Annotated in this window: 12 protein-coding genes and 1 riboswitch; of the genes, 7 read left to right on the top strand and 5 right to left on the bottom strand. The window is 66.3% G+C overall.

All coding sequences use genetic code 11. The features are described 5' to 3' along the window. The first annotated feature begins 216 nt into the window (after positions 1-216). From VHB27_RS02355 to VHB27_RS02330, 6 genes are read left to right on the top strand one after another with little or no spacing between them, the layout of a single operon-like run. Positions 217-1791, top strand: coding sequence for an ABC transporter substrate-binding protein (locus tag VHB27_RS02355; RefSeq protein ID WP_325597317.1), 1575 nt, complete (start codon positions 217-219; stop codon positions 1789-1791). A 23-nt stretch (positions 1792-1814) separates the two neighbouring features. Beyond that, a complete protein-coding gene (locus VHB27_RS02350; RefSeq protein ID WP_325597316.1) occupies positions 1815-2774 on the top strand; it encodes an ABC transporter permease in 960 nt (319 codons plus the stop codon). Beyond that, positions 2771-3613, top strand: a complete 843-nt coding sequence (locus VHB27_RS02345) for an ABC transporter permease (protein WP_325597315.1) — start codon at positions 2771-2773, stop codon at positions 3611-3613. Before VHB27_RS02350 ends, VHB27_RS02345 begins: the two co-directional genes overlap by 4 nt. Then, on the top strand, positions 3610-4581 hold the full coding sequence (locus tag VHB27_RS02340; protein WP_325597314.1) for an ABC transporter ATP-binding protein: 972 nt from the start codon (positions 3610-3612) through the stop codon (positions 4579-4581). Before VHB27_RS02345 ends, VHB27_RS02340 begins: the two co-directional genes overlap by 4 nt. A gap of 1 nt (position 4582) precedes the next feature. Then, positions 4583-5560 carry an ABC transporter ATP-binding protein gene (locus tag VHB27_RS02335; RefSeq protein WP_325597313.1) on the top strand — a complete coding sequence of 326 codons (978 nt, stop codon included), beginning with the start codon at positions 4583-4585 and terminating at the stop codon, positions 5558-5560. 35 nt (positions 5561-5595) lie between these two features. Beyond that, the gene (locus VHB27_RS02330; protein ID WP_325597312.1) at positions 5596-6969 is read left to right on the top strand and encodes an MFS transporter; all 1374 of its coding nucleotides are present in this window, start codon (positions 5596-5598) and stop codon (positions 6967-6969) included. An 18-nt stretch (positions 6970-6987) separates the two neighbouring features. Here the strand turns inward: VHB27_RS02330 and VHB27_RS02325 are convergent, their stop codons facing one another. From VHB27_RS02325 to VHB27_RS02305, 5 genes are all read right to left on the bottom strand, one after another. After that, on the bottom strand, positions 6988-7698 hold the full coding sequence (locus tag VHB27_RS02325; protein WP_325597311.1) for an ABC transporter ATP-binding protein: 711 nt from the start codon (positions 7696-7698) through the stop codon (positions 6988-6990). 75 nt (positions 7699-7773) lie between these two features. Next, a complete protein-coding gene (locus tag VHB27_RS02320) occupies positions 7774-8511 on the bottom strand; it encodes an ABC transporter ATP-binding protein (RefSeq protein WP_325597310.1) in 738 nt (245 codons plus the stop codon). Then, the gene (locus VHB27_RS02315) at positions 8501-9433 is read right to left on the bottom strand and encodes a branched-chain amino acid ABC transporter permease (RefSeq protein ID WP_325597309.1); all 933 of its coding nucleotides are present in this window, start codon (positions 9431-9433) and stop codon (positions 8501-8503) included. Before VHB27_RS02315 ends, VHB27_RS02320 begins: the two co-directional genes overlap by 11 nt. Continuing rightward, positions 9426-10313, bottom strand: coding sequence for a branched-chain amino acid ABC transporter permease (locus tag VHB27_RS02310; protein WP_325597308.1), 888 nt, complete (start codon positions 10311-10313; stop codon positions 9426-9428). Before VHB27_RS02310 ends, VHB27_RS02315 begins: the two co-directional genes overlap by 8 nt. A 199-nt stretch (positions 10314-10512) precedes the next feature. Then, positions 10513-11775: an ABC transporter substrate-binding protein gene (locus tag VHB27_RS02305; RefSeq protein ID WP_325597307.1), complete on the bottom strand. Its 1263-nt coding sequence runs from the start codon at positions 11773-11775 to the stop codon at positions 10513-10515. 168 nt (positions 11776-11943) lie between these two features. Next, positions 11944-12215: riboswitch (cobalamin riboswitch) on the top strand. Positions 12216-12308: 93 nt separating this feature from the next. Here VHB27_RS02305 and metE point away from each other — a divergent pair. Beyond that, a partial coding sequence (gene metE, locus VHB27_RS02300; RefSeq protein ID WP_325597306.1) for a 5-methyltetrahydropteroyltriglutamate--homocysteine S-methyltransferase occupies positions 12309-14352 on the top strand: 2044 nt, incomplete at its 3' end.

The raw sequence follows: 14352 nt of genomic DNA, 5'->3' as shown, positions 1-14352 counted from the left end.
CCGTCATGGATGGTCGGCCCAGGCCCGACCATCCATGACTTCAGCGGCATCAGGCGCTCGAGGCGGATCAACCGGCCGACAACGACGAGATGGGTGCGACATTATCCCCGCTTGACGAGCAGGCCGTTCCGACCCCAGGCTCCCGGCCAAGCGGTGGCAAACCGCGATGGGACGGCGGCCATTTGTGTCTTGCGGGACGGACGGGGATATTTACGCATGCGACGTACGTTGGTGGCATCTTTCGGGGCGATTGCAACCATTCTCGCCTCGATGGCGGCCACCCGAGCGGAACCGTTCAAATGCCCGGTGATGGGCGGCGACCTGACGTTTGGTCAGGAAGCGAACATCAACACGCTGGACCAGATGACCTCCAGCACGATCTCCACCCGCAACATCGCGATGAACATCTACGAATCGTTGATGACGCGCGACGAGAACAACCATCCGATCCTTGAGCTGGCGGATTCGATGACGGAATCGCCGGATCATCTGACCTACACGTTCAAGCTGCGGCAGGGTATCCATTTCCACAACGGCAAGTTGATGACCTCGGCGGACGTGGTGGCGTCGTTCGACCGCTACGCCAAGGTCGGCAACCAGCGCAGCACGCTGGACAACGTCGCCCGCTGGGACGCGCCAGACGCCAATACATTCGTCATCCATATGAAGCGGGTGCAGCCGACCTTCATCGAGGCGTTGTCGTCCTTCAGCGTGCCGATCGTCATCATTCCCTCCGAGGACCGGGACGTCCCGGCGCAGCAACTCACCAAGCCGGTCGGCACGGGACCATTCCAACTGGTCGAGTCGGTGCCCGGCAGTTACGTCAAGCTCAAGCGTTTCGAGGGCTACAAGCCGAACACGTCCTTTCAGGACCGGACCGGGTTCGGCGGCTACAAGCAGGCCTGCCTGGATACGGTGACGTTCCGGATCGTGACGGAGCCTGGGGCGCGCGTGGCCGGTCTGAAGACCGGGGAACTGCAGGCGGTCGAGGACATCCCGGCGAAGTCTGCCGCCGACCTGAAGAGCGACAAGAACATCATCATCCTGCCGCTGAAACATTGGTGGATCCAGATCGCCAACCCCAACACCTCCAACCCGCCGACCGACAACCTGATGGTCCGCAAGGCGATCCAGGCTGTGCTGGACATGGATGAGATCATGGATGCCGCGTCCGACGGCAACTACGACCTGAATGTCGGGTTCCAGTACCCGAACCAGCCTGATTACACCGACGCGGGGAAGGAGACCTACAACCTGCACGATCCGGCGCTGGCGAAGAAATACCTCGCCGAGGCCGGATACAAAGGCGAACCGGTCGTGCTGCTGACCAACAAGGACTATCCGTCGATGTACAATGCGGCGCTGGTCATGCAGCAGCAATTGCAGGCAGTCGGCATCAACGCGCAGATGAAGGTGGTGGACTGGCCGACTTCGGTGCAGATGTCGCTGAACACGACCCAGGGGTGGAACTTCCACTTCACCGGTTGGGGCACGCAGCCCGCCCTGGGTGCGCTGGCGACGATGCAGTTTCTGGTGCAACCGAACGCGACCTATAAGCCGAAAGACGGCAAGGACGACCCGGACGTGCTGGCGGCCTGGAACGATATGAACACCCTGCCCACCGCCAAAGGCCGGCAAGATGCCTATGCTCGGATGCAGAAGCTGGTGCTGGACCGCGTCTATGCGATCCCGTTCGGCTCCCTGACCAAGCTGCAGGCGGTGCGGGCGAACGTCCACAATTTCGTTCCGTTCCGCATTCCGCGGATGTCGAACGTCTGGATGTCCCATTGATCAGAACGGACGGCGCATAGCGGATGGTGGGGATCGTCGTCCGGCGGCTGCTGGGTGCGGTGCCGGTCCTGCTGATCGTCAGTCTGATCACCTTCGGGATGATCCACTTGATTCCAGGCGATCCGGCCGCCGCCATCGCGGGCCTGTCGGCGACGCCCGAGCAGATCGCGAATATCCGGCACAACCTGGGACTCGACGAGCCGCTGCCGGCGCAGCTTTGGGATTGGTACCTGAACCTGCTGCATGGCCGGTTGGGTACCTCGCTGCTGATGGGCCAGCCCGTCCTGACGGTCGTGGCCGTGCGGCTGCCCGTGACCCTGGCGCTGTCGGCCTATGCGCTGGTGATCACGCTGCTGATCGGCCTGGGCAGCGGCATCATCGCTGCCCTGCGGCAGAACACGTGGATGGACCAGGTGGCGATGGTGTTCGCCATGCTGGGGATTTCGCTGCCGAACTTCTACCTGGGCCTGCTGATGATCATCGTGCTGGCGGTCGATCTCCGCTGGCTCCCGACCGGCGGATACGTCCCGCTGACCGACGATCCGCTGGGCTGGCTGGCGACGTCGACGATGCCGGCGATCTCGCTGGCGCTGCTGCTGACCGGGCTGCTGGCACGCATCACCCGCTCCACGATGCTGGAGGTGCTGCGGCAGGACTATATCCGCACCGCCCGCGCGAAGGGGCTGCCCGAACGGCGCGTGGTGCTGCGGCACGCGCTGGCGAACGCGTTGATCCCGATCACCACGGTGGTTGGCATCGTCATCAGCCTGCTGCTGTCGGGATCGGTGGTGACCGAGACGCTGTTCTCGATCCCCGGCATCGGACAATTGCTGACGCAGGCCGTGTTGAACCGGGATTACCCGATGGTCCAGGGAGGCCTGCTGCTGACGACGGCGCTGCTGGTGCTGGTGAATATCGGCGTGGACGTGTGCTACGCGCTGCTGGATCCGCGCGTGCGGTATGAACGGGGGCAAGGCGGTTGACCCAGGCACGCGCCACGCTTCGCCGGCTGCTGCATCATCGGCTGTTCATGCTGGGCTGCGTGCTGTTCGGGATCATCCTGGTCGTCGCCATCCTGGCGCCAATCATCGCGCCGGTGGACCCGAACAAACTGGCCATGCGCTACAAGTTCCAGCCGCCGTCGGCCGAGTTCATCTTCGGCACGGATAATTTCGGCCGGTCGTTGTGGTCGCGAGTTGTCTGGGGCGCGCAACTGTCGATGATCATCGGCATGTCGGTCGTCGCCATCAACGCCGTGGCCGGTACCGCCGTTGGCGCGATCGCAGGCTACTTCCAGGGCCTCGACAACGGCCTGATGCGCGTCAACGACGCGCTGATGGCGTTCCCGGCGGTGCTGTTGGCCATCGGCGTCACCTCCGTCCTGGGGCCCTCGGTCAACGACGTGATCATCGCCCTGTCCATCGTCTATACGCCGCGCACGGCACGCATCGTCCGCTCCAGCGTGATCGTCCTGCGTGAGATGGAATACGTACAGGCAGCCCGAGCGGCGGGTGCGGGACATTGGCGGATCTTGCGAAGGCATATCCTGCCGAATGCGATGGCGCCGCTGATCGTGCAGTTGTCCTTTCTGTTCGCCTACGCCGTGCTGACCGAGGCAACCCTGTCCTTCCTGGGCGTCGGTGCGGTGCCGCCCACGCCCACCTGGGGCAACATCATGGCCGAGGGCCGCCAGTACATGACCGACGCGCCCTGGATCATCGCCATTCCCGGCGCGGCGCTGATGATCACCGTCCTGGGCCTGAACCTCTTGGGCGACGGACTGCGCGACGTGCTCGATCCCCGCTTGAGAATCCAGGCATGAGCCTGCTGGAGGTCGACGGCCTGACCACCGCCTTCCAGACCAGTTCCGGCCAGGTGACGGCGGTCGAAGACATCAGCTTCAGCCTCGACAAAGGCGAGATCCTGGGCATCGTGGGCGAATCCGGCTCCGGCAAGTCGGTCACCGCGCTGGCGATCATGGGCCTGCTGCCAAAGCCGCCCGCCCGCATCCTGGGCGGGGCGATCCGGTTCGAGGGACAGGACCTGCTGCGCCAGTCCGACCGGTCGATGCGGCGCATGCGCGGTCCCGGCATGGCGATGGTGTTCCAGGAGCCGATGACCTCGCTGAACCCTGTGTTCACCATCGGGGACCAGATCATCGAGACGATCAGGGCGCATGAAACCATTTCGTCGCGCGACAGCTTCAAACGCGCGGTGGACATCCTGGCGCGCGTCGGCATTCCGTCGCCCGACAAGCGCATGAGCGATTATCCGCACCAGCTTTCCGGCGGGCAGCGGCAGCGCGTGATGCTGGCGATCGCGCTGGTCTGCCGCCCCAAGCTGCTGATCGCGGATGAGCCGACCACGGCGCTCGACGTCACGATCCAGGCACAGATCCTCGATCTGCTGATGGACCTGCGCGACGAGTTCGGCATGGCGATCATGCTGATCACCCACAACATGGGCGTGATCGCCGAGACCGCCGACCGGGTCATGGTCATGTATGCCGGACGCGTGGTCGAACAGGCGCCGGTCGCGCGGCTGTTCGACGCCCCGCTCCATCCGTACACGCGTGGCCTGCTGGCCTGCGTGCCGACGCTGGACCAGGACACGGACCGCCTGGTCGCCATCCCCGGCAGCCTGCCGGAACCGGCGCGGCGCCCGCCGGGATGCCGATTCTCGGTGCGGTGTCCACTGGTGGTCCCGGCCTGTTCGGACGCGATCCCGCCCCTGGCCGGCGTCGAACCCGGCCACGCCGCTGCCTGCATCCGCATCGGGGAAACCGCCTGAGATGCCGGCGCTGCTGAAGGCCGAAGGGCTGGTCAAGCATTACGATGTCGAGACCGGCGGCTTCCTGCGCCGCTCTCGCGTTCCGCTGCGCGCGGTCGACGGCGTCGACCTGGAGATCCAGCCCGGCGAAACCCTCGGCCTTGTCGGCGAATCCGGCTGCGGCAAGTCCACGCTCGGCCGCGTGCTGATCCGGCTGGTCCCCGCCACCGCCGGCTATGTCGAGTTCGACGGCGCCGACGTCCTGCGGCTGGACCCGCGGGCGCTGCGGGAAGTCCGCCGGGGCATGCAGATCGTCTTCCAGGATCCGTTCGGCGCATTGAACCCGCGCATGTCGGTGGAAGAGACGGTGATGGAGCCGCTGCTGATCCATGGCGCCCGCCGCAGCGCGGAAACGCACGCGGAAGTCGGCCGGATGCTGGAGATGGTCGGGCTGCCGGACAGTGCCCGCCACCGTTTCCCGCACGAATTTTCCGGTGGCCAGCGCCAGCGCGTCGGCATCGCCCGCGCCCTGATCCTGCGGCCGAAACTGGTCGTGCTGGATGAGCCGGTATCGGCGCTGGACGTGTCGGTGCAGGCGCAGATCGTCAACCTGCTGTCGGACCTGCAGGGGGAACTTGGGCTGACCTACCTGTTCATCGCGCACGACCTGGGCGTGGTGAAGCATATCTCCACGCGCGTGGCGGTGATGTATCTCGGCAAGGTGGTGGAGATCGGCGAGAAGCGGGCGCTGTACGCCGCGCCGAAGCATCCCTATACGCAGGCGCTGCTGGCGTCCGTGCCGGTGACCCATCCGTCGCGGCGCAAGCGCGGGGGGCAGGCACGGTTGGCCGGCGACATCCCGACCGCGCTGGCGCCGCCGTCCGGGTGCCGCTTCCACACGCGGTGTCCGCATGTGATGGATGTGTGCCGGACCGAGGAACCGGCAATGCGTGCGGCGGGACCGGACCATCAGGCCGCGTGCCATCTGCTGCCGGCGTAGGCCCGTGCCCGCAGTATCGGAATAAGGATATCGCGTTGGCTTTGGACGTTTCCGAACAGAGGCTGGATGCGACACGCCAGCGCTGGGTGAGTGCCTGTGTCCTGTGCGGCGTCGCCCTGTCCAGCCTGGACAGCGCGGTCGCGAACATCGCGCTGCCTACCATCGCTCGACAGCTTGTCACCACGGATGCATCGACGATCTGGGTGGTCAACGGCTACCAGCTCTCCAGCGCCGCCTGCCTGCTGCCAGCCGCGGCGCTGGGGGAGATCCTGGGACTGAAGCGGGTCTACCTGTTCGGGTTGATCGTCTTCATGCTGTCCTCGATGGCCTGCGCCCTGGCACCGTCGATCGACGTGCTGGTCGCCGCCCGGATCGCGCAAGGCGTGGGCGGGTCGTGCATGGCGGCGCTGGGGGCGGCGCTGATCCGCGCGATCTATCCTCGCGACCGGGTCGGGCACGGGCTGGCGCTGGTGGCACTGTCGGTGGCGCTGTCGGGCGCCGCGGGACCGACGGTCGGTGCCTTCGTGCTGTCGGTGGCGAGTTGGTCGTGGCTGTTCATGATCAACGTACCGTTCTGCTTTGTCGCGGTCATCATCTTCGCGACGATGGCGCCGGCGGGCACCCCATCGCCTCGTCGCTTCGACTGGACGGGCGCGGTCCTCAGCGCCGCGGCGCTCAGCGCGCTGATCCTGGGGGTCGATTCCTTCGGCGCCAGAGCGCATGGGATGGCGGTGGCGGAGGTGGCGGCGGGCGTGGCCGGGTTCGCCCTGTTGTTCCGACTTCAGATCGGACGGGCCGCGCCGCTCCTGCCGCTCGATCTGCTCCGCATCCCGTTGTTCACCCTCTCGCTGGGAACCTCGATCTGCTCATACGCGGCGCAGATCATCGCCTATGTATCGCTGCCGTTTCTGTTCCAGGTCGACATGCATCGGTCGGCCATCGCCGCGGGCCTGCTGATCACGCCGTGGCCGCTGCTGGTCGCGGCGGCGGCGCCCGTCGCCGGGCGTCTGGGCATCCGCTACCCGGCATCGCTGCTGTCCAGCGTCGGCCTGGTTGCCCTCGCCGCCGGATTGTTCCTGCTGGCGGTAATGCCGGAGGTGCCGGCGGACTGGAACATCGGCTGGCGGATGGCGCTGTGCGGGGTGGGATTCGGCTTCTTCCAGACTCCGAACAACACGACGATCATGACCGTCGGCCCGCTGCACCGGGCGGGCGCCGCCGGGGGCATGCTGGCAGTGGCGCGGGTGTTGGGCTGGTGCTTGGGGTCCGCGCTGGTCGGGTTCATCTTCGCGGTGAAGGGCCCGGGCGGCTCGACGATTTCGCTGCTGGTCGCCGGATCGTTCGCAACGGTCGGCGCGATCGCCAGTGCGTCCCGGTTGTTCGCCGGGACGCCACGAGCCGCGGGCTGACCGGTCCGAATGCTGCTTTCAGGACAACCCGAAATACGCCTTGTGCAGGCTGTCGTCGGCTTCCAGTTCGGCCACCGTTCCCTCGAACCGGATGCGGCCGCCTTCCAGCGTGAACACGCGGTCTGCCAGGTCCAGGAACGCCACGTTCTGCTCCGCGATCAGCATCGCCAACCCCTGCTCGCGGAACTTGCTGAGCACCTGGATCACCTGCCCGACGAATAGCGGCGACAGCCCCGCCGAGGGTTCGTCCATCACCAGCAGCCGGGGCGACGACGCCAGCGCCTTGGCGATCCCCAGCATCTTGCGCTGCCCGCCGGACAGCGCGCCCGCCAGGGTGGAGCGGCGCCCGGCGAGGTCGGGGAAATAGCCGTACAGTTCGTCCATGCGGGTGCGGAGGGCGGATCTCTCGATGAACTGGCCGCCGACGCGCAGATTTTCGTCGATCGACAAGCCGGGGAAGACGCCCATTTCGGACATGTAGGCAAGGCCGCGGCGGACGCGGCGGTCGGTGCGCCAAGTGGTGACGTCGTCGGGGTCGAGGAAGACGTGACCCTTCCAGGCGGGCAGCAGGCCGACGATGACCTTCAGCAATGTGGTCTTCCCGGCGCCGTTCGCGCCCAGCAGGACGACGGACTCCTTGGGACGGACATTCAGGCCCGCGCCCCACAGGACCTGGACGCGACCGTATCCGGCTTCGATCGCCTCGGCGCGCATGACGGTGTCGGTCATCACGAAGACCTCCCCGCCGATGTCCCCGCCGATGGCGCGGCGGAATCCGGGTCGGAAGAGGCCATTGGCATCCGTTCAGCCATGATGCCCTCCGCCGAGGAACACGCGGATCACCTCGGGGTCCTTCGTTGCGTCGGCCAGCGTGCCGCCGAAGAATTCCTTGCCGGCGGCCATCACCACCACGCGGTCGGTGACCTTGTCGATGAAGCCCATCAGGTGTTCGACGACCAGCAACGCCATCCCCTTGTCGGCCAAGGCGCGCAGCCGCACCGCCATGCGGTTCAGCTCCGCCGGGTTCAGGCCGGCGGCCAGTTCGTCCACCAGCAGCAGCCTGGGTTCCGTCGCCATCGCGCGGGCCAGGTCCAGCGTTTTCTGCTGGGCGCTGTTGAGTTCGGCGGCGGGGCGATTGGCGTAGCGGTCCAGTTCCAGCTCCGCCAGCAGCGCGTCGATGTCGAAGCCGGGGTTGGGGTCGCCGTAATGCGCGGCAAGTTCGACGTTCTCGCGCACCGTCAGCGACAGGAACGGCTTGGGCGACTGGAAGGTGCGGTTGATGCCGGACTTGGCGATATGGTGGGATTTGTGCCCCCCGATCGGCTTGCCCTGGTACAGGATCCGGCCGCCATCGGGCGCGTACAACCCGCAGATCACGTTGATGCAGGTGGTCTTGCCCGATCCGTTCGGGCCGACCAGCCCCAGCACCTCGCCGGGGTCGAGGTGGAAGCTGACGCCGGCCAGGGCTGTAAAGCCGCCGAAGCGCTTGACCAGTTCCTGGACCTGCAAGAGGGGTTCGGACTTGCGCGACTCAGGGGACACGGATGCCTCGGCTGGTCAGAAGGGACACGAGGCCATTGGGCAGGAACAGCACCAGCAGCACGATCAGTGCACCGTAGGTGAACTGGAAATACTGCGGCACGGCGATGCCGATCACGTTGTAGACGCCATACAGGATGAACACGCCCAACAATGGACCCAGCAGCGTGGTGGCGCCGCCGAACAGCAGGAACACGGTGGAGAAGATCGACACCGACAGGTCGAACGCCGTGTCGGGATAGAACACGGAGATGTGCCAGGCGAACACGCCGCCCACCAGCCCGGCGATCAGCGCCGACAGCACCCAGGCGACGGTGCGGCCGTGCACCACGCCGATCCCCGCCATCGCCGCGCTGACCGAGTCGTCCCGTATCGCCTGCAACGACATCCCGAAGCGCGAGTTGCGCAGCCAGACCACCAGCAGCAGCGTCACCGCCAGGATCGCCAGCGCGACGTAATAGGAGAGCGCCGGGGCGAACACGTTGGACAGGGACACGCCGTACGGGCCTTTCGTCACGTCCTCCAGGTCCGGATTGGCGATGACTTCGTACAGCGCCTGCGCGGCGGCCATGGAAGCGATGGCGAAATAGGCCCCCGACAGCCGCAGCAGCGGCAGCAGCACCACCGCCAGGATCAGCGCCGCGAGTGCCGCGCAGCCCATCGCCGCGAGCGCCGGCAAATGCAGGTGCATCACCGCCAGCGCGAAGCCATAGGCGCCGGCGCCGAAGAAGCCGACATAGCCGAACGGCAGGTAGCCGGTGAAGCCGTAGATGATGTTCAAGCCCTGCGACAGGGTCAGGAACATGACGAAATTGAACAGCATCAATTCGTTCGAGTAGACGCCGCGCGCGATGCCCATGCCGGCGACCACGACGGCGACGATGGCGGCGTCCAGCACCGCCCTGCGGGTACGCGAATTAAGCACGACGGACCTTCCTGCCCAGGATACCCTCGGGCCGGACCAGCAGCACGGCGATCAGCAGCAGGTTAGGCAGCAGGTTGGCCCAGGAACTCAGATAGGTCTGCATCAGCATCACCGATACGCCGTAGATGATCCCGCCCAGGATCGTGCCCACCGGATTGCCCAGCGTGCCGACGACGATGACGGCAAAGGCGGTGATGTTGAGGGCCACGCCCATGTTCGGCGTGATGCTGCCCATGATGAACGGCGCGAACACGCCGGCGATCCCGGCCAGCGCCAGGCTGATGCCGAAGGCGATGGCGGACACCAGGTTGACGTCGATGCCGGTCGCCAGCGCCTCGTCGCGGGACACCATGACCGCGCGCGTCAGCGTGCCCAGGCGGGTGCGATACAGGTAGAGATACACCGCCAGCACTGCCAGTGCCGACACCGCGGCCGAGAAGAACCAGGCCTTCGGCAGCCGCGTGCCCAGCAGGATGATCGGCCCTACGCCCATCAGCCGCGGCGGCAGCGAGCGTTCGGTGGCGCCGATCGAGATGGTGGTCACCGCCTCGATCATCTGCGACACGCCGAAGAACAGGATCAGCGACAGCATCTCGGCGTCGCGGGACCGCAGCAGGCGCGGCACGACCGCGTAATAGAGGGGCAGGCCGGCGAGCAGGAACACCACCAGCACCAGCAGGGCGGTGACGACCGGATGCAGGCCGAAGCCGGAGAACAGCGCCCAGGCCGCGATCCCGCCCAGCATCAGCACGTCGCCATGCGCCAGGTTGACGATGCGCATGACCCCGAACACGAGATTCAGCCCGAGGCCGACCAGGGTGAAATACAGGCCGAAGATCACCCCGGCGATCAGCGCCCCGGTCAGCATGGGCGCACCCATGCCGCGGGAGTCATGACGGGGGAAGATCCTGCATGCGTCGACGCACGCGCCGTGGAGCAGAGGCGCCCGTCCCGCAACGCAAATGCCGCAGGGCGGCAATGCCACGACGTGAGGCTGCTGATGCCTCGTCTATCATCACGCTTCCGGGGCTTCACCCGCCCTGACGGGACGGATGGGGCTGCTGGCTCAGACTGGGCGATCACTTCCCTAGGATCGCCTTGCCGTTCGCCAGGTTGGGCGGATAGACCGCGACCAGGTTCAGCTTGTCCTTGCCGGCTTCCTGAAGCTGGCCCAGCGGCGTGACCTCGCCGATCTGCGCGCCGTCCTTGCGCAGCTCGAACGTGCCATCCAGCGTCTTCAGCTTCCCGGACAGCGCGAACACCGCGTCATGCAGGGCCATCTGATCCAGGCTCTTGGTCGTCTCCAGCGTCTTCTGAACGACGACGCCGGTCATGTAGCCATAGATCGCGTTCGCGCCGAACGCGACGCCCGATCCCGGCGGATACTTCTTGTCCCAGGCCGCGTGGAACGCCTTCTGGTCCATGCCGGCCTCGGGCTTGTATTCGTAGTTCGACGCCGGGACATAGCTGAACACGTTCTTCATCGCCGAGGCGCCGACATTCTTCTCGATCTCTTCAAGCTCCGTGCCGGCGTAGATCGAGAAGACGAAACGGAACTGGTTGCCGCTGTCCTGAAGGTTGCGCAGGAAGGCGATGTCATTGCCGACGTAACCAAGCTCCAGCACCGCGTCGGGGTTCTGCGCGGCGATGTTGTTGATCAGCACGGTATAGTTGGATGTGCTGGTCGGCACGCCCTGGTAGTAAATAACCTTTACTTTCTTGTCACGCTCGAAGAACCCTTTCAGAGCTGCCGCCTGGGTACCCGTGAAGTCGTTCGTAGAGTACAAAATGGCGACTGTGCGGATGCCTTCCTTATACCCCTCGTCGTTCAGGAAGTCCGAGATGTAATGCGGCCAGATCGTCGACACCGGATCGGCCATCAGGGCGATATACGGGTTGTCGTCGCTGAAGAACGCCGCGCCGGTGCCGGACACGTCGAACAGGAACTGCTTGTGCTCCTTGGCGATCGGCACGCCGACCGATGTCAGCACCGAACCGGAATCGGCGATCAGCAGGTCGACATGATCCTGTGTGATCAATTGGTTATACAGCGTCGCCGCGGTTGCCGTGCTGGATTGGTCGTCATAGGCGATCAGCTTGATCGGGATCCGCTTGCCGCCGAACGCCTGCATCTGGACGCCGCCCTTGGCGTTGACCTCATCGACCCAAAGCTTGAAAGCATCGTAGACCGGCATCGAAATGGAGGCATAGGGGCCGGAACTGGCGTAGAGCTGGCCGACCTTGATTTCCTTCGGCGCCTGCTGTGCCCATGCGGGAGCAACAACGGCTGGCGCGACGGCTGTGGCGGCCAGCATGCCAAGAGCCAGTAGCTTGGACTTCATTTCCGTTCCCCTCGATCCTAACACGGCGGCCTTTGGCCGCGCCGCCTTGTGATACAGGGTGTCAAGACATGTCAATCCGCTCGACGGGTTACGATGCCGTCATGATTGCGCTGTGGCCCCAAAACATCCATCGCCAGATCGCGCTTGCCCCGAGCGGCGGAGCAGGCGATACCTGTCGGCGTCGACGGTCCCGCGCGAGCGGGTGAAAAGGGAACGCCGTGCGTCCTGGCTGGACCAGGGGTGGCCCCGGGAAGGGGCGGACCCCAAAGGGTCCGGGGGCAAGTCGGTGGCTGCTCCCGCAACTGTCAACGGCGTCATACCGGTCCGTCCGCCCTCAGGCGGGTCACTGAGCCTCCAAAGCTCGGGAAGACAGGACCGATCGCAACGGGCCCCGCCCGACCGCCGTGAGCCAGGAGACCTGCCGTCGTCGCACCAACCATGCCGCCGGGCGGGATGTACCGGAGGCCGGAGACCACCATGTCTGCCCATCACAGCGGCTCTCGCACCTTCGCGCGTGAGATCGGGAGGCACGCATGACCGTCGCGAGCAATCTCGGCTTCCCACGCATCGGCGCGCGCCGCGAACTGAAATTCGCCCTGGAGCGATACTGGTCTGGCACGCTGAACGAAGCCGACCTGGTCGACACCGCCAAGACCTTGCGGGCGCGGCACTGGAAACGCCAGGCCGGCCGGGGTATCGGCCACACGCCGTCCGGCGACTTCGCGCTGTACGACCACGTGCTCGACACCGCCTGCATGCTGGGTGCCATCCCGCAAGGCTATGGCTGGCGGGATGGCCCGCGGGATGGCCCGGTGGCGCTGCCCAGCTATTTCGCGCTGGCCCGTGGGTCGCGCGGGTCGGAGGCGGAGCAGGCGGCCGGCATCGCGCCAGGGCTGCCCGCGCTCGAAATGACCAAGTGGTTCGACACCAACTATCACTACCTGGTGCCGCGCCTCACCCCCGACCAGCGCTTCGTCCTGACCGAGAACCGGCCTCTGGCGCAGTTTCAGGAGGCGCTGATGGACCTGTCCATCCGCACGCGGCCGGTGTTGCTGGGGCCGGTGAGCTTCCTGATGCTGAGCAAGACCGTGGACGGGTCCGACCCGCTCGACCTGCTTGATCGCGTCCTGCCGGTCTATGCGCAGGTGCTGCGGGAACTGGCGGAAGCGAATGCGACCTGGGTGCAGATGGACGAGCCTGTCATGGCGCTCGACCTGACCGAGAAGGCGCGGATCGCCCTGGGGCTGGCCTATGGCACGCTGCGCCGCGGGCCGACGCCGCAGATCCTGCTCGCCAGCTATTTCGGGCCGCTCGGCGACAACCTGCGGACCGCGGCGATGCTGCCGGTGGCGGGGCTGCACCTCGACCTCGTGCGGGGCGCCGAGCAGTTGCCCGAGGTCCTGCAGGCGGTGCCGGCGGATCGCTGGCTGTCCCTCGGCCTGATCGACGGGCGCAATGTCTGGCGCACCGATCTGCGGCAGGCCCTGGGCACGCTGCAATCGGTCGCGTCCCGGCGCGGCACGCGAAACCTGATGGTCGCGCCGTCCTGCAGCCTGCTGCACGTGCCGGTCGATCTCCAGCAGGAGACGAAACTCAGCACCGACGTCAAGGGCTGGCTCGCCTTCGCGGAGCAGAAGCTGGATGAGGTCGCGACGCTCGTCCGTGGGTTGGACGAAGGCGAGGCGGCGATCGCCGACCACCTCGCCGCCAGTGACGCCGCCGTCCGGTCTCGCCGGACCAGTCCCGCCGTGCATCGGCCGGAGGTGCAGGCGCGCCTGTCCGCCGCGACCGAAGCGATGGAACGGCGCGCCACCCCGTTCCCGGATCGTCGCAAGGCGCAGCAGGCCCGCCTGGCCCTGCCGCTGTTCCCGACCACGACCATCGGCTCCTTCCCCCAGACCGCCGAGGTGCGGCATGCCCGAGCAGGGCTGGCCAAGGGGGAGGTTTCGGCCGAGGCGTATGAGAGGCAGATCGAGGGCTGGATCGACGACGCGGTGCGCTGGCAGGAGGGGATCGGTCTCGACGTGCTGGTCCACGGTGAGTTCGAACGCAACGACATGGTCAAGTATTTCGGCGAGCAGCTTGAGGGCTATGCCTTCACCCAGCACGGGTGGGTGCAGTCCTATGGCAGCCGCTGCGTTGCGCCGCCGATCATCTGGGGCGATGTGTCGCGTCCGAAACCGATGACGGTGCGCTGGTCCGCTTATGCGCAGTCCCGTACGCAGCGGCCGATGAAAGGGATGCTGACCGGGCCCGTGACGATGCTGCAATGGTCGTTCGTGCGGGACGACCTGCCGCGGGAAACGGTCTGCCGCCAGATCGCCCTGGCGATCCGTGACGAGGTCACGGACCTGGAACGTGCGGACATCCACATCATCCAGGTCGACGAACCCGCGTTCCGTGAAGGCCTTCCGCTGCGGCATGCGGACTGGGCCGGCTACCTGGCCTGGGCCGTGGCGTGCTTCCGCCTCGCCACCAGTGCCGTACAGGATGACACAAGTATACACACCCATATGTGCTACTCGGAGTTCAACGACATCATGCCGTCCATCGCCGCGATGGACGCCGATGCCATTT

The sequence above is a fragment of the Rhodopila sp. genome, from assembly GCF_035548235.1.
GTDB lineage: Bacteria > Pseudomonadota > Alphaproteobacteria > Acetobacterales > Acetobacteraceae > Rhodopila.
This window is presented reverse-complemented; position numbering and strand designations above follow the sequence as displayed.